Source organism: Pseudomonas sp. PI1 (assembly GCF_000812405.1).
Lineage (GTDB): Bacteria > Pseudomonadota > Gammaproteobacteria > Pseudomonadales > Pseudomonadaceae > Pseudomonas > Pseudomonas citronellolis.
Genome location: NZ_JWMC01000063.1, coordinates 58934 through 84914 on the forward strand (window position 1 = coordinate 58934; position 25981 = coordinate 84914).

Consider the following 25981-nt stretch of genomic DNA (forward strand, 5'->3'; position numbering starts at 1 on the left):
GGAGGTTCGATGAACGTCAGCTTCTTCCAGGAACTGCTGCAGAGCATCAGCGAACGTGGCCGCCAGCTGCTGGAATCCCGCGAGCCGGCGCCGATCAGCGCCGCCTCGCTGGTGGAGGCAAGCCGCCGGTTGCTCTCCGGCCACGGCGAGGCTTCCGGCGTGGCCCTGGCGCGCCAGGTGCTGTGCGCCTACCGCGACTGCCCGGCGGAGCAGCAGAAAGCTTTCTTCGACAACCTGCTGGACGACTTCGCGCCGCCCCGCGAGGCCCTGGCCGAAGCCTGCCGGCGTTACCTGGAGAACCCCGGCGCCGAGCAGGTCACCGCGCTGTTCGAAGCCTGCGAGCCGCCGCGCCAGGAACTGTTCCGCCGCCTCAACCAGGCGCCTGGCGGCACCGCCGAGCTGATCGCCATGCGCCGCCGGCTGCTGCAGGAGCTCAAGGCGCGGCCGCAACTGGCGGCGGTGGACCACGACCTGCAGCACCTGCTGGCCTCCTGGTTCAACCGCGGCTTCCTGGTGCTGCGGCGCATCGACTGGTCGACGCCGGCGGCGATCCTGGAAAAGATCATCCGCTACGAGGCGGTGCACGCCATCAAGGACTGGGACGACCTGCGCAGCCGCCTGCAACCGGCCGACCGCCGCTGCTTCGCGTTCTTCCACCCGGCCTTGCCGGAGGAGCCGCTGATCTTCGTCGAGGTGGCGCTGACCCGCCAGATGCCCGCCGCCATCGCGGAAATCCTCGAAGCCCACGGCGAGACCGCCGAAGCCCCGGACACCGCGGTGTTCTACTCCATCAGCAACTGCCAGGAGGGCCTGCGCGGCATCTCCTTCGGCAACTTCCTGATCAAGCAGGTGGTGGAGGAACTGGCCCGCGAAGTGCCGGGCCTCAAGCAGTACGTCACCCTCTCGCCGGTGCCCGGCTTGCGCCGCTGGCTCGACAGCCAGGCCGAGCGCCCCGAGGTCGCCGAATGCCTGAAGGCGCTCAAGCCCGACGCGCCGCCACCGCCGCGCCTGGAACAGCCGTTGCTGGCGCTGGCCGCCGAATACTTCCTGCAGGCCAAGAACGCCCAGGGCCAGCCGCTGGACCCGGTGGCGCGCTTCCACCTGGGCAACGGCGCCCGCCTGGAACGCCTGAACTGGCGCGGCGACCTCTCCGCCGGCGGCCTGCGCCAGGCCGCCGGGCTGATGGTCAACTACCGCTACGAATTGCGTCAGATCGAGAAAAACCACGAAGCCTACGCCAACCAGGGCACGGTGATCGCCGCCAACGAGGTCAAGCGACATCTCCCCCCACCGGCCAAGCCACGCCGCTAGGAACCGCCATGAACCAGAGCCTTTTCGCCGCCGTCGGCGAGCACCTGCCCGAAGACCTGAACAAACCCTTCCTCCGCACCCCGGATGGCGGCGGCTACAGCTACGCCGAGATGCTGCGCAGCAGCGCGCAGTTCGCCCACGCCCTGGTGGAGCTCGGCGTGCAGCCGGGCGACCGCGTCGCCGTGCAGGTGGACAAGAGCCCCGAGGCGGTCATGCTCTACCTCGGCACCCTGCGCGCCGGCGCGGTCTACCTGCCGCTGAACAGCGGCTACACCAGCGACGAGCTGAGCTACTTCCTCGGCGACGCCGAACCCTCGCTGTTCGTCTGCACCCCGGCCTTCGAGGAGCAGGCCGGGGCGCTGGCGCAGCAATGCGGCGTGGCCCGCGTGGCGAGCCTGGGCCAGCGCTGCGAAGGCAGCCTGATGCCCCATGTGGAAGGCAAGCCGGGGCGCTTCCTGGACATCGAACGCAGCGCCGACGACCTCGCCGCCATCCTCTACACCTCCGGCACCACCGGGCGCTCCAAGGGCGCCATGATCAGCCACGGCAACCTGGTCTCCAACGCCCGCGCACTGGTCCAGGCGTGGGCCATCACGGCAGACGACTGGCTGCTGCACGCGCTGCCGATCTTCCACATCCACGGCCTGTTCGTGGCCATCAACAGCCTGCTGATGGCCGGCGGCTCGCTGCTGTACGTGGACAAGTTCGATGCCGCCGAAGTGCTGCGCCTGCTGCCCCGGGTGAACCTGCTGATGGGCGTGCCGACCTTCTACACCCGCCTGCTCGACCAGCCGGGGCTGACCCGCGAAGCGGTGGCGCACATGCGCCTGTTCGTCTCCGGCTCGGCGCCGCTCACCGCCGAGACGCACAAGGCCTTCCGCGAACGCACCGGGGTGGCCATCCTGGAACGCTACGGCATGACCGAGACCGGCATGAACACCTCCAACCCGCTGAATGGCGAACGCATCGCCGGCACCGTCGGCTTCCCGCTGCCGGGCGTGGAACTGCGCATCACCGATCCGGGCGAGAAAGAGGCGAAGCTGCTGCCGCAGGGCGAGCCGGGGATGATCGAAGTGCGTGGCCCCAACGTGTTCCGCGGCTACTGGCGCATGCCCGAGAAGACTGCCGAGGAACTGCGCGCGGACGGCTTCTTCATGACCGGCGACATCGGCTTCATCGACGACAAGGGCTACGTGCAGATCGTCGGCCGCAGCAAGGACATGATCATCAGCGGCGGCTACAACGTGTACCCGAAGGAGCTGGAACAACTCATCGACACCCTGCCGGGCGTGGCCGAGTCGGCGGTGATAGGCGTGCCGCACCGCGACTTCGGCGAAGGCGTGACGGCGGTGGTGGTGGCCAAGCCCGGCGAGGCGCCGAGCGAAGCGGACATCCTGGCCGGCCTGGACGGTCACCTGGCGCGCTACAAGCAGCCCAAGCGGGTGGTGTTCGTGGACGCGCTGCCGCGCAATGTGATGGGCAAGGTGCAGAAGAACCAGCTGCGCGAGCGCTTCAAGCAGCTGTACGCCTGAACGTAGGGCGGATAACCGTTCGCGGTTATCCGCCGTTGGCCCCGGCGCGATAACGGCTTTTCGTAGGAGCGAGGGGGACGCCTAGTTCTTGCTCGCGAACGGGCGTTTGTCGGTGGCGCTCGGTGTTCATCCCGAAGAGCACCCTCTCCCCAGCCCTCTCCCTGAAGGGAGAGGGGGCTAGTCCGTGCCGAGAGAAGTAATGGTTTCAGCCGGAACCTACCGGGCTAACCGGCTAACTCCAAAACACCCACCTCTGCCCAACGGCCCCCTCTCCCTTCAGGGAGAGGGGGCTATCCGTGCCGTCGGTGGTTTTCGTGCCATCCGGCAACACCGGCGTGGCCGGCGAGCGCCGATATCACACTTCACACCGAACGGTCCCCTCTCCCTTCAGGGAGAGGGTTAGGGAGAGGGAAAGGGCTCTCCCCAGACACCATCACATCAGGCGCGCACCTGCACCACCACCTTCCCAACAGCCCGCCGCTGCCCGAGATGGTTGATGGCATCCCCCGCCTTCTCCAACGGATAAGTCTGCGAAACCAACGGCTTCAACTTGCCCTCCGTGAACCACTGGAACAGCTGCTGGAAGTTCGCCGCATTGTCCTGCGGCTGGCGCTGGGCGAAGGCGCCCCAGAACACGCCCACCAGCGAGGCGCCCTTGAGCAGCGGCAGGTTGGCCGGCAGCGACGGGATGGTGCCGCTGGCGAAGCCCACCACCAGCAGGCGGCCGTTCCAGGCGATGCTGCGGAAGGCTTCCTCGAACAACTCGCCGCCCACCGGGTCGTAGATCACGTCCACGCCCTGGCCGCCGGTGATTTCCTTGAGCTTGTCCTTCAGGCTGCCTTCGCTGTAGTTGACCAGCACGTCGGCGCCGGCGGCCTTGGCCACTTCCAGCTTGGCGTCGCTGCTGGCCGCGGCTATCACTTTCGCGCCCATGGCCTTGCCGATTTCCACCGCCGCCAGGCCCACGCCGCCGGAGGCGCCGAGCACCAGCAGGGTCTCGCCCGGCTGCAGGTTGCCGCGCTGCTTGAGCGCGTGCATCGAGGTGCCGTAGGTCATGCCGAAGGCGGCGGCGGTGGTGAAGTCCATGCCCGCCGGGATCGGCAGCACGTTGTAGGTGCCCACCGCCACCTGCTCGGCGAAGCTGCCCCAGCCGGTCAGGGCGATGACGCGGTCGCCGGGCTTCACGTGGCTGACCTTCTCGCCCACCGCCGCGACCACGCCGGCGGCCTCGCCGCCCGGGGCGAAGGGGAAGGGCGGCTTGAACTGGTACTTGCCCTCGATGATCAGGGTGTCGGGGAAGTTCACTCCGGCGGCGTGGACGTCCAGCAGCACTTCGTTTTTCTTCGGCTCGGGGCTGGCGACTTCTTCCAGCACCAGGGTTTCGGCGGGGCCGAAGGCTTTGCACAGCAAGGCTTTCATCGGAGGTACTCCTTTCGTGTAATGCCCGGCAGTGTAGGAGTGACGGGGCGGGGGGCAAATCAGTATGGTCCCGGCTTATGCCCGTGCATAACCGCCGGGCTTGGGCCGCGCGCCCGGTATGGCTATGCTTGCCGGCATCGTGCATGGAGAAGTCGCCTTGAAAGCCCTGATCGCCCTGTCGCTGGCCCTGTTCCTCAGCCCCCTGATGGCTTCCGAGGAGGCCAAGCCGGAAGACGCCAACAAACCGCTGTTCGTCGACCTCACCCCGGCCCTGGTGGGCAACTACGGTAGCGGCCCGAAACTGAAGTACTACAAGGCCGACATCGCCCTGAAGGTCACCGGCAAGGAGGCCGAGGAGAAGGTCGAGCACCACGAGCCGCTGATCCGCAACCAGCTGATCATGCTGTTCGCCCAGCAGACCGACGAGAGCCTCGGCAGCGTCGAGGCCAAGGAAAAACTGCGCCAGGAGGCGCTCAAGCAGGTACAGACGGTCCTCAAAGAAGAGGAAGGGAAGCCGCTGGTGGACGATCTGCTGTTCAACAACCTGATCGTGCAGCCCTGACAAGGCACAGGTTTCGCGCGTTTTCGCCCGCTATCCAGGTCTTTTCGGGCGGCTCTGACCTGTATCAAGGCCTTTTCCCCTCTCTTCGCTGAAGATCCCTACAAGATCGCTCTGATGAGCGTTGACCAGGGGGTACGATGAAGGGAAATTCGAAACGCTGGCTGTTCCGCGGCGGCGTGCTCGCGGCCTGTGCCGTGGTCGCCGCGCTGGCCTGGCAGACGCTCAAGCCCAACGGCCTGGGCGAAGGCTTCGCCAGCGGCAACGGGCGCATCGAGGCCACCGAGGTGGACGTGGCCACCAAGCTGCCCGGCCGCGTGGCCGAGATCAAGGTGGACGAGGGCGACTTCGTCAAGACCGGCGAAGTGGTCGCGCGCATGGACACCCAGGTGTTGGAAGCGCAGCTGGCCCAGGCCCAGGCCGAGGTGCGCCGGGCGCAGAATGCCAAGCTCACCGCCGAATCCGTGGTGACCCAGCGCAACAGCGAGAAGAGCACCGCCGAGGCAGTGGTGGCCCAGCGCCAGGCCGAACTCACCGCCGCGCAGAAGCGCTTCACCCGCACCGAACAACTGGTCAGGCGCAACGCCCTGCCGCAACAGCAATTGGACGACGACCGCGCCGTGCTGCAGAGCGCCCAGGCCGCGCTGTCCGCCGCGCGCTCCCAGGTGATCTCGGCCCAGGCCGCCATCGAGGCCGGGCGTTCCCAGGTGATCGAGGCGCAATCGGCCATCGAGGCGGCCACCGCCAGCGTCGCCCGGCTGCAGGCCGACATCGACGACAGCCTGCTGCGCGCCCCCCGCGACGGCCGCGTGCAGTACCGCGTGGCGCAGCCCGGCGAGGTGCTGGCCGCCGGCGGCAAGCTGCTCAACATGGTCGACCTGACCGACGTCTACATGACCTTCTTCCTGCCCTCGGCCCAGGCCGGCCGCGTGGAGCTTGGCCAGGAAGTGCACCTGGTGATAGACGCGGTGCCGCAGTACGTGATCCCGGCCAAGGTCTCTTACGTCGCCAGCGTCGCCCAGTTCACGCCCAAGACCGTGGAAACCGCCAACGAGCGCGAGAAGCTGATGTTCCGCGTCAAGGCGCGCCTGGACCCGGCGCTGCTGGAGAAGTACATCACCTACGTGAAGACCGGCGTGCCCGGCATGGCCTACCTGCGCCTGGACCCTGAGGCGCAATGGCCGGACAACCTGCAGATCAAGGTTCCGCAATGAGCGCCCCGCACGCCGCGGTGGCCAGCCTGGCCGGCGTGTCGCTGCGCTACGGGCAGACCCGCGCGGTGGACGACGTGACGCTGGACATCCCGGCCAACCGCATGGTCGGCCTGATCGGCCCGGACGGCGTCGGCAAGTCCAGCCTGCTGGCGCTGATCGCCGGTGCGCGCAAGCTGCAGGACGGCCAGGTGCACGTGCTCGGCGGCGACATGCGCGACGCCCGCCACCGCCGCGCGGTGTGCCCGCGCATCGCCTACATGCCCCAGGGCCTGGGCAAGAACCTCTACCCGACGCTCTCGGTGTTCGAGAACGTCGACTTCTTCGGCCGCCTGTTCGGCCACGACAAGGCCGAGCGCGAACGGCGCATCGCCGACCTGCTGCACAGCACGGGCCTTGCGCCCTTCGCCGAGCGCCCGGCGGGCAAGCTCTCCGGCGGCATGAAGCAGAAGCTCGGGCTGTGCTGCGCGCTGATCCACGACCCCGACCTGCTGATCCTCGACGAGCCCACCACCGGCGTCGACCCGCTGTCGCGCAATCAGTTCTGGGAGCTGATCGGGCGCATCCGCGCCGGCCGCCAGGGCATGAGCGTGCTGGTGGCCACCGCCTACATGGAGGAGGCCGAGCGCTTCGACACCCTGGTGGCGATGGACGAGGGCAAGGTGCTGGCCACCGGCACGCCGGACGAGCTGCGCGAGCACACCGGCACGCAAAGCCTGGAAGCGGCCTTCGTCGCGCTGTTGCCAGAGCGCAAGCGCGCCGGCCACCACGAGCTGGTGATCCCGCCGCGCCAGCACAGCGAGGGCGCGCCGCAGATCGCCATCGAGGCCGAGGGGCTGACCTGCCGCTTCGGCGACTTCGTCGCGGTGGACCACGTCAGCTTCCGCATCGAGCGCGGGGAAATCTTCGGCTTCCTCGGTTCCAACGGCTGCGGCAAGTCCACCACCATGAAGATGCTCACCGGCCTGCTGCCGGCCAGCGAGGGCAGCTGCGCCCTGTTCGGCCAGCCGGTGAACGCCAAGGACATGGCCACCCGCCGCCGGGTGGGTTACATGTCCCAGGCCTTCTCGCTGTACGCCGAGCTGACGGTGCTGCAGAACCTGGAACTGCACGCCAAATTGTTCCACCTGCCGAGCGAGCAGATAGGCCCGCGGGTGGAGGAGATGCTCGCGCGCTTCGACCTCGGCAAGGTCCGCGACGAGCTGCCCGACAGCCTGCCGCTGGGCATCCGCCAGCGCCTGTCGCTGGCCGTGGCGGTGATCCACAAGCCGGAAATCCTCATCCTCGACGAACCCACCTCGGGCGTCGACCCGGTGGCCCGCGACGGCTTCTGGCAGTTGATGGTCGAGCTGTCGCGGCGCGACGGGGTGACCATCTTCATCTCCACCCACTTCATGAACGAGGCCCAGCGCTGCGACCGCATCTCGCTGATGCACGCCGGCAAGGTGCTCGACAGCGATACCCCGCAGGGCCTGATCGACAAGCGCGGCCTGCCGACTCTGGAGGCGACCTTCATCGCCTACCTGGAGGAGGCCGCCGGCAGCGCTGCGCCGCCGCCCGAGCCGCAGGCGCCGGCCAGCACCGTCGACGAACAGGCGCCGCACAAGCCGCAGCGCCAGCGTTTCAGCCCGCTGCGCCTGTTCAGCTATGCGCGGCGCGAATCCATGGAACTGCGCCGCGACCCCATCCGCCTGACCCTGGCGCTGCTGGGCACGGCGCTGCTGATGTTCATCATCGGCTACGGCATCAACATGGACGTCGAGGACCTGTCCTACGCCGTGCTCGACCGCGACCAGACCACCACCAGCCAGGCCTACGCGCTGAACATCGCCGGCTCGCGCTACTTCGTCGAGCACCCGGCGATCCGCGACCCCGACGACCTCGACCGGCGCCTGCGCAGCGGCGAGCTGAGCCTGGCGCTGGAGATCCCGCCGCACTTCGGCCGCGACCTCAAGCGCGGCGACGACCCGGCCATCGGCGTGTGGATCGACGGCGCCATGCCCACTCGCGCCAACACCGTGCAGGGCTACGTGCAGGGCCTGCACAGCAGCTACCTGGCCGAGCTGGCCCGGCAGAGCGGCAACGCCGAGGCCAGCGCGGCGGCCAGCACCGAGGTGCGCTACCGCTACAACCCCGACGTGGAGAGCCTCAAGGCCATGGTCCCGGCGGTGATCCCGCTGCTGCTGATCATGATCCCGGCGATGCTCACCGCCCTGGGCGTGGTGCGCGAGAAGGAACTGGGTTCGATCACCAACCTCTACGTCACGCCGGTGACGCGCCTGGAGTTCCTGCTCGGCAAGCAGCTGCCCTATATCGGCATGGGCATGGTCAACTTCGTGCTGATGCTGGCCATGGCGGTGCTGCTGTTCCGTGTGCCGCTCAAGGGCAGCCTGCTGGCGCTGAGCCTCGGCGCGCTGCTGTACGTGATCACCAGCACCGGCCTCGGCCTGCTGCTGTCGACCTTCATGAAGAGCCAGATCGCCGCGGTGTTCGGCACCGCCATCGCCACCATGATCCCGGCCATCCAGTTCGCCGGGCTGATCCACCCGGTGTCTTCGCTGGAGGGCGCGGCGGCGCTGATCGGCAAGCTCTACCCGACCTCGCACTTCCTGATCATCAGCCGCGGCACCTTCTCCAAGGCCCTGGGCCTGAGCGACCTGTGGCTCTACTACCTGCCGCTGCTGGCGGCCATCTGCGTGCTGACGCTGCTCAGCGTGCTCCTGTTGAAGAAGCAGGAGGACTGAGCGATGAAGAAACTGGCGAACATCTTCAACCTGGGCGTCAAGGAATTCCGCAGCCTCGGCCGCGACTACGCGATGCTGATCCTGATCGCCTGGGCCTTCACCCTGGGCGTCTACAGCTCCGCCACCGGCGTGCCGGAAACCCTGCACCACGCGCCCATCGCGGTGGTCGACGAGGACCAGTCGCAACTCTCCTCGCGCATCGTCAACGCCTTCCAGGCTCCGTATTTCCGCACGCCGGAAATGATCGGCCACGCGCAGATGGACCGTGGCATGGACACCGGCCTGTACACCTTCACCCTGGACATCCCGCCGGACTTCCAGCGCGACGTGCTGGCCGGCCGCCAGCCGGCGGTGCAGGTCAACGTCGACGCCACCCAGACCGCCCAGGCCTTCTCCGGCGCCGGCTACATCCAGAACATCATCGCCACCGAAGTGCGCGAGTTCGTCAGCCGCTACCGAAGCGAGCCGGGCATGCCGGCGGAGCTGGCGGTGCGCATGGAGTTCAACCCCAACCTGACCCAGGCCTGGTTCGGCGCGGTGATGGAGGTGATCAACCAGATCACCATGCTGTCGATCATCCTCACCGGCGCGGCGCTGATCCGCGAGCGCGAGCACGGCACCGTCGAGCACCTGCTGGTGATGCCGCTGACCGCCTTCGAGATCATGCTGGCCAAGGTCTGGTCCATGGGCGTGGTGGTGCTGGCGGCGGCCGCGCTGTCGCTGCAGCTGGTGGTGCGCGGCTGGCTGGACGTGCCGATCAGCGGCTCGCTGGCGCTGTTCCTGCTGGGCGCGGCGCTGCACCTGTTCGCCACCACCTCGATGGGCATCTTCCTCGGCACGGTGGCGCGCTCGATGCCGCAGCTGGGGCTGCTGGTGATCCTCACCCTGATGCCGCTGCAGATTCTCTCCGGCGGCACCACGCCGCGCGAGAGCATGCCGGAGCTGGTGCAGAACATCATGCTGTTCGCCCCGACCACGCACTTCGTCAGCCTGGCCCAGGCCATCCTGTTCCGTGGCGCCGGGCTGGCCATCGTCTGGCCGCAGTTGCTGGCGATCATTGGCATTGGCGCGGCGTTTTTCTGTGGGGCGCTGTGGCGGTTCCGCAGGACTATTTCGCAGATGGCTTGATGTGGGGGGCTTGCTCGTGAATGGGGGGGCTGCCGGTTGGCGCGGTGTGTTGGATGGATTCCGCAACCCTCTCCCCAGCCCTCTCCCTGAAGGGAGAGGGGGCTAGTCCGTGCCGAGAAAGGTGATGGTGTCAGCCGGAAACCGCTGGTGCTGCCGGCTGACTCAGGAATACCCAAGCGCTCCGAACGGTCCCCTCTCCCTTCAGGGAGAGGGTTAGGGAGAGGGCGCTCTTCGGGATCAACACCAAGCGGTCACCGGCAAACACTGTTCGCGAGCAAGCTCGCTCCTACGAAGAGCATCCCCACCGAGCCAAGAGGCGAATCTCATCCACGCCCCACCCGACAACCGGCCTGCGTCCTAGCGTCGCGCCAACCCAAGAATGATCTCCCACTGCTCCTCGCTCACCGGCATCACCGACAAACGGCTGCCGCGCTGCACCAGGGCCAGCTCCTCCAGCCCGGCGGCGGCCCTGATGGCAGCCAGCGGCAGCACTTCCCTGAACGCCTCCACGAAGCTCACGTCCCGCGCGCTCCAGGGGTTCTTCTCGGCGCTGGCCTTGGCGTCGTGGTAGGGGCTCTGCGGGTCCAGCGCCGTGGGGTCGGGGTAGGCCTCGCCCTCGATGCGGGCGATGCCGGCCACGCCCGGCTGCGGGCAGCTGGAGTGGTAGAAGAAGAACAGGTCGCCGGGCTGCATGCTGCGCACGAAGTTGCGCGCCTGGTAGTTGCGCACGCCGTCCCAGCGCGCCTTGCCCAGGCGCTGCAGGTCATGGATCGACAGTTCGTCGGGTTCGGATTTCATCAGCCAGTGCGGCATGATCCTTGCTCCAGTTTCGCCGTTTTTGTGGGAAGCGACTGACTCCGACGACTGGACCAGGCATGGAATTGCGAGACGCTTTCCATTGTCGGAGAATGCCGCCGTTTTCAGCTTGGCACGCGCCGGACGGACCAAAAACCACCGCCGGCCATCGTTGACAGTTTGCCTGGAAGGGGGAGGCAATCGATGAAGCGTAAGCCCGATCTGTTGTGGGTGCTGGTGATTCTTTTCGGCCTGGGCGTTGTCACCACCGGTTACACCCAGAGCCTGTGGGATCGCCAGGGCGAGGTCCCGGTCCAGGTGACCAAACAGCCCTGATTCACCCCGCCTGGCGCCGCAGGGAACGCGGCGCCTATGCGAGCGCGCCGTACCAGCCGGCGTCGCTGACGATGCCCTGCAGCGGCACATCCCAGCTGGCCAGGTCCAGCCTGTCCACCTTCTGGCATTCGTGCGCCAGGCCCAAAAGTGTCGGTTTGCGCCAGATTTTGCGCCTGCCCAGGTACGCCAGGGTGCGGTCGTAGAAACCCTTGCCCATCCCCAGGCGCCCACCCCGTTCGTCGAAACCCACCAGCGGCAGCAGCACCAGGTCCAGCGCCCAGGGCTCGCGCTGGCGGCCGCGGTCCGGCAGCGGCTCGGCGATGCCGTAGCGGTTTTTCCGCCAGCGCTCGCCGTTGCCGACGCGCTGGAAGGTCATGTGGGTGTGCGGCCAGCGGCTGAGCACCGGCAGGTAGGTGGCCTTGCCGCGTTTCTGCGCGGCCTCGAGCAGCGGGCGCGGGTCGATCTCGCCGTCGGCGGGCAGGTACAGGGCGATGTGGCGGGCGCGGCGGAACAGCGGGTGTTGCGCCATGCGGCGCTGCAGGTCGCGGGCGGCCTGGCGTTGCTGTTGCGCGCTGAGCTTGCGGCGGGCCTGGCGCAGCAGACGGCGCAGGGCGGCGCGGGAAAGGTCTTGGGCGTGGATCATGGTAGGAGGAAAGCTCCCCGGACATGCCGCTGTCGGGTTAGCCCTTGAACCCGAAAGTTCAAGGTGGCGGTTGCAGTAGGCTTTAAGGCTTTCCGTCGTGCGGACATGCACACCAGCCCAACTGGCAACCTCCGTTGTTGCGATTATCGGCTCAGGGACATCACCGACTGGCCAACACACCAGGGAGCGTGGCCAGTATACCCCAGGGTTTTCTCCGGGGTCAGTCTTCCCGCCCGGGCTGATCGGTGGTAAGGGCGCGGTCCACGCGCTCGAGCAGTTCGCGCACGCGTTCGCGGGTGCTGCTGTGCTCGTTGTCCATGCGCTCCTGCTTGTGCAGCAGGTCGTGGGTGATGTTCAGCGCGGCCATCACGGCGACGCGGTCGGCGCCGATGACCTTCCCGCTCGAGCGAATCTCGCGCATCTTGCTGTCCAGGTAGCGCGCGGCGCTTTCCAGGTTGACGCGCTCCTCGGCGGGGCAGGTGATGCAGTATTCCTTGTCGAGAATCTGCACGTTCAGGGTGTTCGTCTGGCTCATGAGTCCTGCTCCAGGGCTTTCAGGCGCAAAATCATCGCTTCGACCTTGTGGCGCGCCAATTCGTTCTTCTCGATCAGATGAGCGCGCTCTTCGCGCCAACTTTTCTCGTTGGCCCGCAGCAGCCGGTTCTCCGCCTTGAGCTGTTCCAGGCGCTGGAGCAGGAGGTCGAATTTGGCGATCAGCGTTTGCAGGTCGGCGTCTTCCATGGGCTCTCGCTTGGGCAAGGGGATGACCGGAAACTATACAAGGTACGGCACCGCACGGGGTTGCCCGACATGCCGTCGCATGGTCTGAGCGCGCCCGGCGGTGCTAGGATAGCCACTCTCATTCTATGCATAGCGCCTGGTGGCGCCTAGCGTCGATATTCAGGTCCCGCGCATGTCCACAGTAAATTCCGCCTACACCGCTTTCGCCAACCTGCTCGCCGAGGCGGCCCTGCCGATCTCCCCGGCGGAACTGCACGGCCACCTGCTCGGGCGCGTCTGCGCCGGCGCCGGCTTCGACCAGGGCGAGTGGCTGCAGGCCGCCTCCGAACTGCTCGGCGGCGAACTCAGCGAACGCCTGCAGGCGGCCCTGGGCGGCCTGCTGGGCATGGTCCAGCAGGACCTGAGCGCCGGCGAGATGGCCGTGGTGCTGATGCTGCCCAACGACGACGCCCCGCTGGCCGAGCGCGCCCAGGCCCTGGGCCAGTGGTGCCAGGGCTTCCTCGCCGGTTTCGGCCTGGCGCTGCGCCAGGCCGGCCTGTCCGACGAGGCCGACGAAGTGCTCCAGGACATCGCCGCCATCGCCCAGGTCCAGGGCCAGCTGGAAGAGTCCGAGGATGGCGAGACGGACTACATGGAAGTCCAGGAATACCTGCGGGTCGCCCCGCTGCTGCTGTTCTCCGAATTCGGCAAGGTGCCGGCGCCGGCCGACAAACCCTCCCTGCACTGAGGTAGCTGCATGATCCGTATCGCCAAACCGGAATACGCCCGTCGGCGCAAGGCGCTGATGGCGCAGATGGAGCCCAACAGCATCGCCATCCTGCCGGCGGCGCCGATGTACATCCGCAACCGCGACGTCGAGCACGTCTACCGCCAGGACAGCGACTTCCAGTACCTCACCGGCTTCCCCGAGCCGGAAGCGGTGATGGCGCTGATCCCCGGCCGCGAGCACGGCGAATACGTGCTGTTCTGCCGCGAGCGCGACCCCGAGCGTGAGCTGTGGGACGGCCTGCGCGCCGGCCAGGATGGCGCGATCAGGGACTTCGGCGCCGACGACGCCTTCCCCATCGGCGACATCGACGACATCCTCCCCGGCCTGATCGAGGGCCGCGACCGCGTCTACTACGCGCTGGGCGCCAACCCCGAGTTCGACCGCCGGCTGATGGACTGGATCAACGTGATCCGCTCCAAGGCCCGCCAGGGTGCGCAGCCGCCGAACGAGTTCGTCGCCCTCGACCACCTGCTGCACGACCTGCGCCTGTACAAGAGCGCCGGCGAAGTGAAGGTGATGCGCTACGCCGCCGAGGTTTCCTGCGGCGCCCACATCCGCGCCATGCAGGCCTGCCGGCCGGGGTTGTACGAATACCACCTGGAGGCGGAGCTGGAATACGCCTTCCGCCTGGGCGGGGCGAAGATGCCGGCCTACGGCTCGATCGTCGCCGCCGGGCGCAACGCCTGCATCCTGCACTACCGGGAGAACGACGCGCAGATCAAGGACGGCGACCTGATCCTGATCGACGCCGGTTGCGAGATCGACTGCTACGCCAGCGACATCACCCGCACCTTCCCGGCCAACGGCGTGTTCAGCCCCGAGCAGAAGGCCATCTACGAGCTGGTGCTGGAGGCCAACATGGCCGCCTTCGACTACATCGCCCCCGGCCGCCACTGGAACGAAGCCCACGAGGCCACCGTGCGCGTCATCACCGCCGGCCTGGTGAAGCTCGGCCTGCTCAAGGGCGACGTCGACGAACTGATCGCCAGCGAAGCCTACAAGGCCTTCTACATGCACCGCGCCGGCCACTGGCTGGGTATGGACGTGCACGACGTCGGCGAGTACCGCGTCGGCGGCGAATGGCGCGTGCTCGAGCCGGGCATGTCGATGACCGTCGAGCCGGGCATCTACATCGCGCCGGACAACACCGACGTGCCGAAGAAGTGGCGCGGCATCGGCGTGCGCATCGAGGACGACGTGGTGGTGACCAGGAGCGGCTGCGAAGTGCTGACCAACGGCGTGCCCAAGACCGTCGCCGCCATCGAGGCGCTGATGGCCGAAGCCAAGGCCCAGGCGGCCTGAGATGCAACGCGCGAACCTGGCGATCATCGGCGGCGGCCTGGTCGGCGCCAGCCTGGCGCTGATCCTGCAGGCCGGCGCCCGCGAGCGCGGCTGGCGCATCGTGCTCATCGAGCCCTTCGCCCCCGGCGACGCCTACCAGCCCAGCTATGACGCCCGTTCCTCGGCGCTGTCCTTCGGCAGCCGGCAGATCTACGAACGCCTCGGCCTGTGGCAGCGCATCGCCCAGCGCGGCGAGCCGATCAGCCAGATCCACGTGTCCGACCGCGGGCGCTTCGGTTCCGCACGCCTGACCGCAATGGAGGAGGGTGTGCCGGCGCTGGGCTACGTGGTGGAGAACGCCTGGCTCGGCCAATGCCTGTGGCAGGCCCTGGACCACGAAGTGGTGAGCTGGCGCTGCCCGGCCGAAGTGCGCCGCATGCAGGCGCTGGACGACGGCTACCGGCTGACCCTGGACGACGACTCGATCCTGGACTGCGACCTCGCCGTGCTCGCCGACGGCGGCCGCTCCGGCCTGCGCGAGCAATTGGGCATCGGCGTGCGCGAGGCGCCCTACGGGCAGACCGCGCTGATCGCCAACGTCAGCCCCAGCGAGGAACACCGAGGCCAGGCCTTCGAACGCTTCACCGAACAGGGGCCCATGGCCTTGCTGCCGCTGCCGGACAACCGCTGCGCGCTGGTCTGGACGCGCCCGCCGCGCGACGCCGAGCGCCTGCGCGAGCTGCCCGAGCGGCAGTTCCTCGACGAGTTGCAGGCAGCCTTCGGCTACCGCCTGGGCGGCTTCCGCCAGGTCGGCGCGCGCTACTGCTACCCGCTGATCCTCAGCGAGGCCGAGGAACAGGTGCGCCCGCACCTGGTGGTGCTCGGCAATGCCGCGCACAGCCTGCACCCCATCGCCGGGCAGGGCTTCAACCTGTCGCTGCGCGATGCCCAGGCCCTGGCCGACCAGTTGCTCGGCGCCGACGCCGCGCCCGGCGACTTCGCCGTGCTGCAGCGCTACCTGGAAGGCCAGCGCCTGGACCAGCAGATGACCGTCGGCTTCTCCGACCGCGTCACCCGCCTGTTCTCCAACGCCCAGCCGGTGCTGGCCACCGGGCGCAACCTGGGCCTGCTCGGCCTCGACCTGCTGCCGCCGGCCAAGCGCTGGTTCGCCCGCCAGGCCATGGGCCTGGGCGCGCGGCCGGTCTAGGGAGCGGCGATGTCCTCAGGCAAGATGGCCCGCCGCGCCCGCCTGCTGCGCTTCGGCCTCAACCTCTACCCGCCCTACCTCGGCGCCGGCGTGCGGGTGCGCCACATCGCCCCGGATTTTCGCGAGGTGCGGGTGAAGATGGTGCTCTCGTGGTTCAACCGCAACTACGTCGGCACCCAGTTCGGCGGCAGCCTGTACAGCATGACCGACCCCTTCTTCATGCTCATGCTGATGGAGAACCTGGGGCGCGACTACATCGTCTGGGACAAGGCCGCCAACATCGAATTCATCACCCCGGGCAAGGGGCCGGTGTACGCCGAGTTCCGCATCGACCAGCAACTGCTGGACGAAGTCCGGGCGCAGACCGCCGACGGCGGCAAGTACCTGCCCAAGCTGCACGCCGAGGTGCGCGACGGCGAGGGCACGCTGGTCGCGCGGGTGCAGAAGACCCTCTACATCAGGCTCAAGCCGCGCCTGCGCAAGGCCGGCTGACGACATGGAAAAAGGAATGCAGATGCACGCGGATCTGGTGATTGTCGGGGCGGGGATGGTCGGCAGCGCGCTGGCCCTGGCGTTACAGGGCAGCGGCCTGGAAATCCTGCTGCTCGACGGCTCGCCGCTGAGCGTGAAGCCCTTCGACCGCACGGCGCGCTTCGAGCCGCGGGTCAGCGCCCTGTCCGAGGCCAGCCGGCGCATCCTCCAGCGCCTGCATGCCTGGGACGGCATAGTCGCGCGGCGCGCCGAGCCCTATCGCGAGATGCACGTGTGGGACGGCTCCGGCACCGGTCAGGTGCACTTCAGCGCGGCCAGCGTGCACGCCGAGGTGCTCGGCCACATCGTCGAGAACCGCGTGGTGCAGGACGCCCTGCTGGAGCGCCTGCACGACACCACCCTCGGCCTGCTGCCCGGCGCGCGCCTGGAGCAGCTGCGCCACTCCGGCGACGACTGGCTGCTGACCCTGGCCGACGGCCGGCAGATCCGCACGCCGCTGGTGGTCGCCGCCGACGGCGCCAACTCCGCCGTGCGCCGCCTGGCCGGCTGCGCCACCCGCGAGTGGGACTACCTGCACCACGCCATCGTCACCAGCGTGCGCTGCGCAAAGCCGCACCAGGCCACCGCCTGGCAGCGCTTCACCGACGACGGCCCGCTGGCCTTCCTGCCGCTGTCCCGCGAGGGCGACAGGCACTGGTGCTCGATCGTCTGGTCGACCACCCCGGAGCAGGCCGAACGCCTGATGGCGCTGGACGACGACGGCTTCCGCGAAGCCCTCGGCCGGGCCTTCGAGCATTGTCTGGGCGGCATCGAGCAGGTCGACCCGCGCCTGTGCATTCCGCTGCGCCAGCGCCACGCCAAGCGTTATGTGGAACCGGGCCTGGCACTGATCGGCGATGCCGCGCACACCATCCACCCGCTGGCCGGGCAGGGCGTCAACCTGGGCTTCCTCGACGCCGCGGTGCTGGCCGAGGTGCTGATGCACGCCCATGCCCGTGGCGAGCGCATCGCCGACGAGCGCGTGCTGAGCCGCTTCGAACGCCGGCGGATGCCGCACAACCTGGCGATGATGGCGGCGATGGAAGGCTTCCAGCGCCTGTTCCAGGCCGACCCGCTGCCGGTGCGCTGGCTGCGCAACGCCGGCCTGCGCCTGGTCGACCGCCACCACGAGGCCAAGGGCCTGTTCGTCCGCCAGGCCCTGGGGCTCTCCGGCGACCTGCCGACGCTGGCGCGGGTCTGAGTATGTGTATGCCCTGTCGTGATTTTGGTGACATTGGCGGTCAACTGCTGAGCAGGGGTCTGGCACCCATTTGGGGTGGTTCGCCAGACTTGGGCAGAACAAGGTAAGTGTTGTTCTCTTTTTCCGGCAGGATGGTGCACAGCATGCCTACTTCCCCCCACTCGGGTCGAAGGCCATCATCCAGCCGATGGCGATCATCCCGATAAAGCTGCCGCCCCAGAACAGAGTGCTGAGCAGCATGCCGATGAGCCAGCGGCGGTTCATGTAGGGCAACTGACCGTCGATGGCCTTTTGTTCGACTTCGCGGGGCGGGTTCATCCGGTACGGATTCTCGCCTTCCCATTGCATGGCTTCGGTCAACTCCGGAGGCAGTGGCGGACGTGGGATGCGACGCTCCATCCATGGCAGCAGACGCCATGACCAGTACGAGGTCATGGCCGCCATGCCGAAATAGAGCGGGTGGAACAAGCCACGGCGCAGGCGATGCTGCTGGTCCAGCAGACCGGGGATCAGGTCGCGGTCGAGGCGTGCGTGAATGCCATGTTCCTGGCCCTCGGGAATGCGGTATTCGATGGGCGGCACCTGATTGGCCGGGCTGTCCATATAAGCGCGCACGAACTCCCACAACTCGCCTGCCGCCAGTACCGTTCTGGCCGGCTCGCTCAGGCGGATGAACTGCGCCACCTTGCGGGTGCCGGGCTCCAGCAGGCCCACGTCGAGGAAAAACGAGGTGGCGGTGCCCATGGTGCTGACGACGGTCACCCGGGTGACGTAAGGCACCACCTTGTCGTAGTCCAGGGCAGTCCAGCCGGCCTTCTTGCCTTGCCACTGATAGAACTTGCGCAGGTGGCGGTTCAGGAGAATGGGGGATTGCGGTTGGCGTAGTTGGCGGAGGGGTATTCCAATGGCGATCCATAAAACAATGGTCAGTACTAATGTACCGACTATAGGCAAATCCCAGCCGTTTCTATCGATCTCCATCCAGGAACCAATCACCATAGGAAGGATGCCTAAGAATCCGACTCCACCTCCACCCCATATGCTTACAAGAAACGTGAATGGTCTGTAGCTACTACGCTCCGTCTTGGTGAACTCCAGATAGGCTGGGTTGATCTTGGCGATCATCTGCTGAGCCGAGGGTCTGGCACCCATTTGGGGTGGTTCGCCAGACTTGGGCAGAACAAGGTAAGTGTTGTTCTCTTTTTCCGGCAGGGTGGTGCACAGCATGCCTACTTCCCCCCACTCGGGTCGAAGGCCATCATCCAGCCGATGGCGATCATCCCGATAAAGCTACCACCCCAGAACAGAGTGCTGAGCAGCATGCCGATGAGCCAGCGGCGGTTCATGTAGGGCAACTGACCGTCGATGGCCTTTTGTTCGACTTCACTGGGCGGGTTCATCCGGTACGGATTCTCGCCTTCCCATTGCATGGCCTCGGTCAACTCCGGAGGCAGTGGCGGACGTGGGATGCGGCGCTCCATCCATGGCAGCAGACGCCATGACCAGTACGAGGTCATGGCCGCCATGCCGAAATAGAGCGGGTGGAACAAGCCACGGCGCAGGCGATGCTGCTGGTCCAGCAGACCGGGGATCAGGTCGCGGTCGAGGCGTGCGTGAATGCCATGTTCCTGGCCTTCGGGGATGCGGTATTCGATGGGCGGCACCTGGTTGGCCGGGCTGTCCATATAAGCGCGCACGAACTCCCACAACTCGCCTGCCGCCAGTACCGTTCTGGCCGGCTCGCTCAGGCGGATGAACTGCGCCACCTTGCGGGTGCCGGGCTCCAGCAGGCCCACGTCGAGGAAAAACGAGGTGGCGGTGCCCATGGTGCTGACGACGGTTACCCGGGTGACATAAGGCTGTACTTCGTCGTAATTCAGGGCAGTCCAGCCGGCCTTCTTGCCTTGCCATACATAGAACTTTCGTAGGTGACGGCTCAGCAACATGGGGGACTGGGGGAAGCGAAGTTGGTGGAGGGGGATTCCAACAGCAACCCACAGGCAAATGATTAAAAGCAGCGAATCAACAATAGGTCCATCTAATCCGCTGCCTCCATTTATCCAAATTATCCACGATTTAATTCCTAACGGTAACAAGCCCAAAAAGCCAATTCCCCCTCCGCCCCAGATGCTTGCAAGAAGCGTGAATGGCCTATGGCTGCTGCGCTCCGTCTTGGTGAACTCCAGATAGGCTGGGTTGATCTTGGCGATCATCTGCTGAGCTGAGGGGCTGGCACCCATTTGGGGTGGTTCGCCAGGCTTGGGCAGAATGAAGTACGTACTGTTTTCTTTTTCCGGCAGGGCGGGGCGCAGCATGCTCACGTCCTGGGGGCTGGATAGGAGAATTCAGAAACCAGCGTTGGCAGTTCCTTACGGTTGGGCCAGTACTTCAGTGTCATGCCTAGGCTTTCCGCGTAGAGTGCATCGGGAATTTCCCTGCCGCTGATTCTTTCCACCAGCCATACGATGGTATCGCGTAGCGCGCCGCCGCTTTCGGTGGTCGTGGCGAACTGCCCTTCTATACGCGCTGTGCCCAGCGTCTTGTCTACCAGCAGTTTGGGGTAGGGGTGCAGGCCGGTCAGTCGCTCGGAGAGTTGGTAGTGGTTGAGCTTATCGTTGCCATCTTCGCAGTGCAGTTCGCCGATTTTCAGGCGTTTCCCGTCCTTCCCATAAGCATGGAACTCTACTTCCAGGCGTGAGCCTTTGGCGTAGCGCGGCAAGTCTATTTGGTAGTGGCCCATGCCGGCGAAGTCGCTTCTCAGATAGTCGAAACTGGCTTGCGCGACCAGCAGCAGCCTGTTCAATGCCATTATCTCTTCTTCGAAGCTTGCGAACGACTTCACCTGTGCATCATGGGCAAAGGGGTTCTTCGAGGCGCGCTCGCCGCTGCGATAGGCGCCTTTGCCGAATATGCCGTTGTCCAGCCAGTATTCCACCGGCAGCAGGTTCTCATCGTCGGTCGCGAACGCCTGCCAGGCGCAGTAAAGCGCGATACCCAAGGCCGCGGCGAAGAGCAGCAGCCAGCCTGCCGGCCCCATGAGTCCGAACAGGCCGCTGACGGTGGTGCCCGCACCGGCGGCGGCCGTTGTCGTCACGAAGCCGTAGGAGGCCAGGCTTGTAACTATAAACGCGGTGCCGGCCCCCATTGACCAGTAGCCAGAGTCAGTATCACCTGCTTGACGTTTTTGAATTCCCTGGTAGATCGAATAACCTCCTTCAATTACCCCTGCCGCCAGGCCCAGTCGTGCCCCCATGCGTGCCAATGTCTGAACCGTGACCCGCTTGCTTCCACTTAGCGTCTGTACGGCGGCAAGGGCCTCGAGGCCGGCACCCAGGGTGCCGAGCACCGAGTAAGTCAGGCTGACGGTGAGTTCCGCGTATTCTTTCGCGCCAGGGGTCTGTACCTTGGCGAAGTCATTCAGCACATTGGCGCCGGCCATGGCCTGGAAGAACACGGCGCCGGCGCCCAGCACTGCGTCGGCTTGCAGCCCCATCCGCGTCAACTGATTTTTCAACATTGGATTGCCCTGGGTGGGCTTGGCCGCGGCTTGCGCGGTAATGCGCGCCTCGGTCAATTTCAGCTTGCGCGCGAGCTCGTGGTCCAACTGGCCACCCTGGTCGATCTTGCTGACCACCCAGGCCACGGCTGTGGCGGTTTCCCCGGATGTAGCGGGCGGGGCCAGTATCAGCGCGCCCTGGACGGCGCCGGACAGGGCAGGCTTGCGGAGTTCCGACAGACCGAGGGTGCTGCCTTGGGTAACGGTCACGGGGGCCTGGGCCTGTACTCGCGGGTCACCGAGCAGTACGGCCATCCACTTCTGGGTGATCTGCTGCCAGGTGCCTGTGAGCAGGGTGGGCTGGGGCACGATGTCGTCACGGGTAATCAGCGCCAGTGTCACCTGACGTACCAGTTTGCGGTAGGCCTTGGGGTTCTGGCGGCGCAGGCGGAACAAGTGGCCCGCACTGGTTTCGATCAGGATGGCGGTGTTGGCATTGGCTGCGCGCCGGGCGCGGATGACGGTGCGCATGCGGTCGATGTGGAGCACGCCCTTGCCGAGGAAGTCGGTGGTCAAGCCCAGGGCTTCCTTGGCACCGCCATAGGCGTCGTCCTGGTCGCCCGGCGATTGCTCCAGGTAGTCCATGAAGGGGATATGCTGCCCGCCCAGGGCGCGTGTCAGCCAGTTGTCCGGGTCGTGGGCGGGCAAGGCCATCACGTCGTCCCACAATGGCTGCTCCGAGGGCTCTTGCCCGGAACCGGCCAGGCAACAGGCTACCATTTCTTCGTGCGCCAAGGCCGAGGCCGGGGTAGCGGAAAAGTCGGTACGTTGCTGCTGCTGCCAGTGTTTGGAGCGGAGGACTGTGACGAAGTCCTTGCTGGTCAGCGTGATGAGCTGTTTGAGGTTTTTTTCCTCGGCGTTTTCCTGTAACGCATTGCGCCAGGCGGCCTGGTCAATGTGCCTGAGGTAGCGATCTGGCCCAAAGTGCCGTGCGTACAGGGGGCCGGGGTTGAGTTCTGCGTTGTGGCGGATGCCTTCGATCATTTCGGCGATGACTCGCCTGCGCATCTTCTCCGGGTCACCCATGCCCGTCAGCGCGCTCAGTTCCGCCGCCGTACGATTGCGCAAGTAGTTCAACTGCATGGCATGGCCGACCACGTCGTCGAGTACTAGAAAGACACCGTTCTTCAGCGGTGTGTTCTTCGACACGGCAGCCATTTCCGCAACCAGGGTTGCCGTTCTGGTAGGCACGACCGCCGGCACGGGGACTATTCCGGCGCCGCGCGCGTGCAGTGGCTCCAGTGAGTAGCTATCAATCAGATCGCGGACTTCCTGCGAGGCGTAGTCCGCTACATGGCGGCCGAGGTCGGTAGCCATGGGGTTGCCGTTGGGAACCGTTTTCCCCTTGCCCACTTGTCCTTTGGCAGCCGCTTGCACATCGATAGAACTCATGCGTTTACTGCGACTGTCGTCCTTGTTTTCGCGATAGTCATCGAGTACTTGCTGCGACCAGCGATACCGACTGAAGGCCATCCACACAGTGGGGGTCTTCTCTGGGTCGAGTACGATGAATTGCAAGGCAACCGGATTGTGCTCGGGGCTCAAGCAGGCGCCGGTTTGATCCAGCGGTTCGACGGACTCCGCGGGTGAGGGCATGTCTAAAGGCGGCATGGCCCGCAAGAGGCCCGAGCGGTCCACCAGGTAGGCCTGCCAGGTATCGTCCGGCAACAAGAGGTACAAGTAGCCTGAGGGCAGTGCGCGCATGTAGTACCAGTGGTGCCCCAGGTCTGCTGCGCTCAGCGCGTTACTCAATGTGCGTAGCGAGGCATTGACCTGTAGCGTTTCTGGAATTCCCACCACATTGGCGGGCAACAACCCGTTGGGCAGCAGTCCAGACACCAGGGGCAATATGGCCAAGCCATTCTGCTTCACGCAGTTGGGGCACTTGCCCGGCGTTGCGGCGCCCCGGGAGTTTGTGATGGCGTTCTTCTTGGCTGATGCGAGGCTAACTCCACTCATGACTTCACCGTTCTTCCCTGCGAATCCGCAACGTTTTTCCAATAGGCGTCGTTAAACTGGTCCAGGGCCTTAATTGCCGAATGCCCCTTGCGCACCTGAGTCGTCATGGCCTCGTGCACTTCCGGTATCTGATCGAAATATTCATGGGCCAGTACGCAGTGCAGCGCGTAGGCGACGTGCTCTTGTTCGGTGGACAAGCCCCATGTACTGCGTCCTTGAAGAATGCAGCGGGCCAGTTGCAGGGGGGCCACCTCACGCATGTCGTGGCCGGCGTCCTGAAGAATATCCAGCGTGCGATTGACGTCGGGGGCTAGTTGCAGAATGTGTGTCTGCTCGTCGCTGAGACGCAGGGCCCATTGAGTCTGTTGGCATCGTATCTGGCTTGGTTCGTTGAGGGCGCTAAGGCTGGCGTCGCGGGCCAGCCAGTACCAGGCGTGTAGGGGGCCTAGTAGCTCCCGGGCTTGCTCGGCACTTAGCATCGAACTCATCAAGTCCATGACGCGAGGATCCCAATAGCGCAGCAGGCGCTCGCCATCAGGTGTCGGGAGTAATGCCTGGCGGGCGAGATGACTGGCCAGCTTGTCGGTGGACTCTGATGTGAACAGCCATCCGCAGAGGGCGCGCGCGCCGGGCACGTCATCGCGTAATCGTTCTGCTTCCCGGGCAGCGAGTTCCACTGACGGATCGAAGGGCTCGCCTTGCAGACGGCTCTGTATCAGGTAAGGGCGCTGCGCACTACGCAGCCCTGCATGGACGATGGGTAGGGGCACCTTTCTACTGGACAAGTCCTGGAAAGGATCGCCCAACGAAGGGTCGACCAAGATGTGCAGGCGAGTACCGCGCTTGGCCCAATGGGTATTTTGCAGTTCGGTGCGCAACATATTCATGCCCTTCAGACGATGGCTGCGCCTGCTTGCGCCGCGCTTTGCAGCAGGTACTGGCAGCCGGAGAATTGGCTGTCATCCCCGCTCAGGCTCGCTGGTCCTGCTAAGTGATGATCAGCCGCCTTCACGGTGAAGTTGCCCGGCATGCCCAGTTCGATATTGCCGCCCTGCAGTTTCAGGTAGGCGCCCCCGCACAGCAGGGTCAGGTGCTCCTTGGCCGAGATTTGGATGTACTCATTGCTTGCACTGATTTCCACGCTCTGCTCGGCCTCCAGGCATGCGCTGTTGTGCTGCGCCTGCAGCAGCAGTTCGCCCTGGTGAGCGATGTGGCGCATGTCGCCGCTCTGGGCGAAGGTGCCCAGGCCATTGCCGGCGTTGAGCAGCATCTGCTCACCGGCAGTCAGTTGCAGGTGTTGCTGGGCGGCGGCATCGAGGTGTTCTCCGGCGCCCAAGGCAATGCTGCGTGGGCTGGCCAGGGCGATGCCGGCCGGCGCGGAGAGGGCAATGATCGGTTCATTGCCGGGGCCCGTGCCTTCTTTCTGGTCGTTGGCGCCGTGGCCCATGGCGCGCACGGTGTCGGTCAGGGTCTTCCTTGGCCCTGCGTCATGCGCCAGGCCCTGGTGCTGGCCAGCGTAATTTCCAAGGCTCTCGACCAGTTCCAGGGCCGCTTCCAGAGTGCTAACCAGTTGCGCGCGGTCGAGCTGGCCGCCGTTGGCGTTGGCTTGTGCCTCGGTGCTGAGCAGCATGCCCTGCGCCGCACGCAAGGCGCCGTGCAGGTCGGTGCGCAGCTCGAAGCCTTCGCCGCGCGGCTGGCCGCCGTCGGGCCGTGGGTGGGTGAGGTAGCCCAGGTGGAGATGGCTTTGGCCATGGTCGTTCATCAGCGCGGCGCTGATTTCGCTGGTGGTGTCGTCCAGGCGCAGCTCGCTGGCGCGCTGGCCCTTGTGTTCCTTGCTCTTGAGGGTGCTGAGCACCTGGTGCTTGGGCAGTTCGTAGGGCGGGCGGTTGCCCACCCGGTAGCTGCGGCCCGTGACCACGGGTTGGTCCGGGTCGCCATCGAGGAAGTCGACGATGACCTCCTGGCCGATGCGCGGCAGGGTGATTTGCCCCCAGCCGCTGCCGGCCCAGCCGTGCAGTGGACGAATCCAGCAGGAGCTGTGTTCGTTGTGCGTGCCTTCGCGGTCCCAGGGGAACTGCACGCGCACACGGCCGAATTCATCGACGTGGAACTCTTCGCCCTCGGGGCCGACGACGGTGGCCACCTGCGGGCCCGGGATAAGCGGCCGCGACCGCGGCGCGGGGCGCCATTCGATGCGGTCGGGCACCAATTGGGCGGTATAGCCGTAGTAGGTGCCACTCTCGGCCCCGGCGCTCTCTTCGGCCTGGCTGGTGTGCTGGCGGCCTTCATGGCGGATGTGTACCGGGCGCCAGCCGTGGTTCCAGTCCTGGCGGGGATGGCCGATGAGGTCGAAGGCCAGGCCGGGGACCAGGCGCGGGTCGTCGCCTTCGACCGTGGCGGTCTGCGCGTCACCCCGCAGGCCACGCAGGCGGTCGCGGGAGAAGGCTTCGCCACTTTCTCCCTGCTTGTAGCGGCCGGGATAGGCGTAGTGCTCGTAGTCCTGCTCGGCCGCGCGTGGACGTTCGGCTACGGCGCTGTGCTGCTGATCGTGCTGCGGGTATTTGAAGGTGTAGTCGCGCTGGGTCTGGCGGGTGGTGCGCACCTGCTCGGCGTAGGTGAAGGTGCGCAGGGCCGGTTCGGGCCGGTCGCCGCCGGGTGTGGGGTTGTAGGGTACCGGGCCGCCGGCGATGGCGCCCTGGATATAGAGGCGGTCGCCGTGAATCAGGGTGCAGCCGTCGGGGCGGTGCTCGAAGCGGTAGAACAGCCCTTCCTCGGCGGCCAGGCGCAGGAGGAAGTCCAGGTCGGTGTCGCCGGCCTGGACGCAGTACTCGCGGGTGAGGTGGTCTTCGGTGAGGTTCTGTTGGTAGGGGGCGATGCCGTGCTCGGCGAGCAGCAGGTTCAGAATTTCGGGCACGGTTTTTTGCTGGAAGATGCGCCAGTCGGCGCACAGCTCGAGCCGTGCCAGGGGCGGTTCGACCAGGGCGCGGTAGCGGGTGCGACGGAAGCCGGTGGTGCCTTGCTCGAAGCGGCTGACCTGGCCATGGACATGGCGTACCGG

General features: G+C 66.4%; 21 protein-coding genes, 1 other RNA gene and 1 pseudogene. 12 read left to right on the forward strand and 11 right to left on the reverse strand.

The window, feature by feature from the left end; genetic code table 11:
- Window positions 1–9 precede the first annotated feature (9 nt).
- The gene (locus RN02_RS20805; RefSeq protein ID WP_043316407.1) at window positions 10–1311 is read left to right on the forward strand and encodes a malonyl-CoA decarboxylase; all 1302 of its coding nucleotides are present in this window, start codon (window positions 10–12) and stop codon (window positions 1309–1311) included.
- Between the two features lie 8 nt (window positions 1312–1319).
- Window positions 1320–2843, forward strand: coding sequence for a malonate--CoA ligase (locus tag RN02_RS20810; protein ID WP_043316410.1), 1524 nt, complete (start codon window positions 1320–1322; stop codon window positions 2841–2843).
- Between the two features lie 438 nt (window positions 2844–3281).
- Here the strand turns inward: RN02_RS20810 and RN02_RS20815 are convergent, their stop codons facing one another.
- A complete protein-coding gene (locus RN02_RS20815; protein ID WP_043316413.1) occupies window positions 3282–4262 on the reverse strand; it encodes an NADPH:quinone oxidoreductase family protein in 981 nt (326 codons plus the stop codon).
- 157 nt (window positions 4263–4419) lie between these two features.
- Here RN02_RS20815 and RN02_RS20820 point away from each other — a divergent pair, with 157 nt between their 5' ends.
- The 4 genes from RN02_RS20820 to RN02_RS20835 all read left to right on the forward strand — a co-directional run bounded on the left by RN02_RS20820 (window position 4420) and on the right by RN02_RS20835 (window position 9904).
- A complete protein-coding gene (locus RN02_RS20820) occupies window positions 4420–4824 on the forward strand; it encodes a flagellar basal body-associated protein FliL (RefSeq protein WP_009615084.1) in 405 nt (134 codons plus the stop codon).
- Between the two features lie 137 nt (window positions 4825–4961).
- A complete protein-coding gene (locus RN02_RS20825; RefSeq protein WP_009615086.1) occupies window positions 4962–6035 on the forward strand; it encodes an HlyD family secretion protein in 1074 nt (357 codons plus the stop codon).
- Complete coding sequence (gene rbbA / locus RN02_RS20830; protein WP_043316415.1) at window positions 6032–8776, forward strand: ribosome-associated ATPase/putative transporter RbbA; 2745 nt, start codon at window positions 6032–6034, stop codon at window positions 8774–8776. The genes RN02_RS20825 and rbbA overlap by 4 nt, the downstream gene beginning before the upstream one ends.
- A gap of 3 nt (window positions 8777–8779) precedes the next feature.
- Window positions 8780–9904 (forward strand): ABC transporter permease, encoded by a 1125-nt coding sequence (locus tag RN02_RS20835; protein ID WP_043316417.1) that lies wholly within the window; start codon window positions 8780–8782, stop codon window positions 9902–9904.
- Window positions 9905–10261: 357 nt separating this feature from the next.
- Here the strand turns inward: RN02_RS20835 and RN02_RS20840 are convergent, their stop codons facing one another.
- Window positions 10262–10717, reverse strand: coding sequence for an EVE domain-containing protein (locus RN02_RS20840; protein ID WP_043316419.1), 456 nt, complete (start codon window positions 10715–10717; stop codon window positions 10262–10264).
- A gap of 186 nt (window positions 10718–10903) precedes the next feature.
- On the opposite strand from RN02_RS20840, the gene RN02_RS34485 reads away from it, so the two are divergent.
- Window positions 10904–11035 carry a hypothetical protein gene (locus RN02_RS34485; RefSeq protein WP_009615095.1) on the forward strand — a complete coding sequence of 44 codons (132 nt, stop codon included), beginning with the start codon at window positions 10904–10906 and terminating at the stop codon, window positions 11033–11035.
- Window positions 11036–11069: 34 nt separating this feature from the next.
- Here the strand turns inward: RN02_RS34485 and RN02_RS20845 are convergent, their stop codons facing one another.
- The 4 genes from RN02_RS20845 to RN02_RS20855 all read right to left on the reverse strand — a co-directional run bounded on the left by RN02_RS20845 (window position 11070) and on the right by RN02_RS20855 (window position 12419).
- Complete coding sequence (locus tag RN02_RS20845) at window positions 11070–11678, reverse strand: 5-formyltetrahydrofolate cyclo-ligase (protein ID WP_043316421.1); 609 nt, start codon at window positions 11676–11678, stop codon at window positions 11070–11072.
- Between the two features lie 10 nt (window positions 11679–11688).
- A non-coding RNA gene (ssrS, locus tag RN02_RS32615) (6S RNA) lies at window positions 11689–11867 on the reverse strand.
- Between the two features lie 31 nt (window positions 11868–11898).
- Window positions 11899–12213, reverse strand: coding sequence for a cell division protein ZapA (locus RN02_RS20850; RefSeq protein ID WP_009615099.1), 315 nt, complete (start codon window positions 12211–12213; stop codon window positions 11899–11901).
- A complete protein-coding gene (locus RN02_RS20855; protein ID WP_009615100.1) occupies window positions 12210–12419 on the reverse strand; it encodes a TIGR02449 family protein in 210 nt (69 codons plus the stop codon). Before RN02_RS20855 ends, RN02_RS20850 begins: the two co-directional genes overlap by 4 nt.
- A 172-nt stretch (window positions 12420–12591) precedes the next feature.
- On the opposite strand from RN02_RS20855, the gene RN02_RS20860 reads away from it, so the two are divergent.
- From RN02_RS20860 to RN02_RS20880, 5 genes are read left to right on the forward strand one after another with little or no spacing between them, the layout of a single operon-like run.
- The gene (locus tag RN02_RS20860) at window positions 12592–13146 is read left to right on the forward strand and encodes a UPF0149 family protein (RefSeq protein WP_043269606.1); all 555 of its coding nucleotides are present in this window, start codon (window positions 12592–12594) and stop codon (window positions 13144–13146) included.
- A gap of 9 nt (window positions 13147–13155) precedes the next feature.
- Window positions 13156–14490, forward strand: coding sequence for a Xaa-Pro aminopeptidase (pepP, locus tag RN02_RS20865; protein WP_043316423.1), 1335 nt, complete (start codon window positions 13156–13158; stop codon window positions 14488–14490).
- A 1-nt stretch (window position 14491) separates the two neighbouring features.
- Window positions 14492–15676 carry a 2-octaprenyl-6-methoxyphenyl hydroxylase gene (ubiH, locus tag RN02_RS20870; RefSeq protein WP_043316425.1) on the forward strand — a complete coding sequence of 395 codons (1185 nt, stop codon included), beginning with the start codon at window positions 14492–14494 and terminating at the stop codon, window positions 15674–15676.
- Window positions 15677–15685: 9 nt separating this feature from the next.
- Complete coding sequence (locus RN02_RS20875) at window positions 15686–16168, forward strand: DUF4442 domain-containing protein (RefSeq protein ID WP_009615108.1); 483 nt, start codon at window positions 15686–15688, stop codon at window positions 16166–16168.
- A 22-nt stretch (window positions 16169–16190) separates the two neighbouring features.
- A complete protein-coding gene (locus RN02_RS20880; protein WP_009615110.1) occupies window positions 16191–17408 on the forward strand; it encodes a 2-octaprenyl-3-methyl-6-methoxy-1,4-benzoquinol hydroxylase in 1218 nt (405 codons plus the stop codon).
- 147 nt (window positions 17409–17555) lie between these two features.
- On the opposite strand, the gene RN02_RS20885 is transcribed toward RN02_RS20880, so the two are convergent.
- The 5 genes and pseudogenes from RN02_RS20885 to RN02_RS20905 form a co-directional block, all read right to left on the reverse strand.
- Window positions 17556–18635 carry a DUF6708 domain-containing protein gene (locus RN02_RS20885; protein WP_043316428.1) on the reverse strand — a complete coding sequence of 360 codons (1080 nt, stop codon included), beginning with the start codon at window positions 18633–18635 and terminating at the stop codon, window positions 17556–17558.
- 2 nt (window positions 18636–18637) lie between these two features.
- Window positions 18638–19723 (reverse strand): hypothetical protein, encoded by a 1086-nt coding sequence (locus RN02_RS20890; protein WP_043316430.1) that lies wholly within the window; start codon window positions 19721–19723, stop codon window positions 18638–18640.
- Window positions 19724–22341: 2618 nt separating this feature from the next.
- Window positions 22342–22923 (reverse strand): annotated as a pseudogene (locus RN02_RS34740) (toxin VasX); the annotation flags it as partial.
- Window positions 22920–23810, reverse strand: coding sequence for a DUF4123 domain-containing protein (locus RN02_RS20900; protein WP_082033843.1), 891 nt, complete (start codon window positions 23808–23810; stop codon window positions 22920–22922). The pseudogene RN02_RS34740 and the gene RN02_RS20900, both read right to left, overlap by 4 nt.
- Before the next feature lie 5 nt (window positions 23811–23815).
- Window positions 23816–25981, reverse strand: a 2166-nt coding sequence (locus RN02_RS20905) for a type VI secretion system Vgr family protein (protein ID WP_236695206.1), incomplete at its 5' end; no start/stop codon positions are given.

What these genes read in the sequence shown, in the direction of transcription:
- RN02_RS20855 (WP_009615100.1), bottom strand. Translation starts at nt 12,419, where the DNA reads ATGGAAGACGCCGACCTGCAAACGCTGATCGCCAAATTCGACCTCCTG.
- RN02_RS20805 (WP_043316407.1), top strand. Translation starts at nt 10, where the DNA reads ATGAACGTCAGCTTCTTCCAGGAACTGCTGCAGAGCATCAGCGAACGT.
- RN02_RS34485 (WP_009615095.1), top strand. Translation starts at nt 10,904, where the DNA reads ATGAAGCGTAAGCCCGATCTGTTGTGGGTGCTGGTGATTCTTTTCGGC.
- RN02_RS20890 (WP_043316430.1), bottom strand. Translation starts at nt 19,723, where the DNA reads ATGCTGCGCCCCGCCCTGCCGGAAAAAGAAAACAGTACGTACTTCATT.
- RN02_RS20840 (WP_043316419.1), bottom strand. Translation starts at nt 10,717, where the DNA reads ATGCCGCACTGGCTGATGAAATCCGAACCCGACGAACTGTCGATCCAT.
- RN02_RS20885 (WP_043316428.1), bottom strand. Translation starts at nt 18,635, where the DNA reads ATGCTGTGCACCACCCTGCCGGAAAAAGAGAACAACACTTACCTTGTT.
- RN02_RS20815 (WP_043316413.1), bottom strand. Translation starts at nt 4,262, where the DNA reads ATGAAAGCCTTGCTGTGCAAAGCCTTCGGCCCCGCCGAAACCCTGGTG.
- ubiH (WP_043316425.1), top strand. Translation starts at nt 14,492, where the DNA reads ATGCAACGCGCGAACCTGGCGATCATCGGCGGCGGCCTGGTCGGCGCC.
- RN02_RS20825 (WP_009615086.1), top strand. Translation starts at nt 4,962, where the DNA reads ATGAAGGGAAATTCGAAACGCTGGCTGTTCCGCGGCGGCGTGCTCGCG.
- pepP (WP_043316423.1), top strand. Translation starts at nt 13,156, where the DNA reads ATGATCCGTATCGCCAAACCGGAATACGCCCGTCGGCGCAAGGCGCTG.
- RN02_RS20860 (WP_043269606.1), top strand. Translation starts at nt 12,592, where the DNA reads ATGTCCACAGTAAATTCCGCCTACACCGCTTTCGCCAACCTGCTCGCC.
- RN02_RS20880 (WP_009615110.1), top strand. Translation starts at nt 16,191, where the DNA reads ATGCACGCGGATCTGGTGATTGTCGGGGCGGGGATGGTCGGCAGCGCG.
- rbbA (WP_043316415.1), top strand. Translation starts at nt 6,032, where the DNA reads ATGAGCGCCCCGCACGCCGCGGTGGCCAGCCTGGCCGGCGTGTCGCTG.
- RN02_RS20875 (WP_009615108.1), top strand. Translation starts at nt 15,686, where the DNA reads ATGTCCTCAGGCAAGATGGCCCGCCGCGCCCGCCTGCTGCGCTTCGGC.
- RN02_RS20850 (WP_009615099.1), bottom strand. Translation starts at nt 12,213, where the DNA reads ATGAGCCAGACGAACACCCTGAACGTGCAGATTCTCGACAAGGAATAC.
- RN02_RS20835 (WP_043316417.1), top strand. Translation starts at nt 8,780, where the DNA reads ATGAAGAAACTGGCGAACATCTTCAACCTGGGCGTCAAGGAATTCCGC.
- RN02_RS20900 (WP_082033843.1), bottom strand. Translation starts at nt 23,810, where the DNA reads ATGAATATGTTGCGCACCGAACTGCAAAATACCCATTGGGCCAAGCGC.
- RN02_RS20845 (WP_043316421.1), bottom strand. Translation starts at nt 11,678, where the DNA reads ATGATCCACGCCCAAGACCTTTCCCGCGCCGCCCTGCGCCGTCTGCTG.
- RN02_RS20810 (WP_043316410.1), top strand. Translation starts at nt 1,320, where the DNA reads ATGAACCAGAGCCTTTTCGCCGCCGTCGGCGAGCACCTGCCCGAAGAC.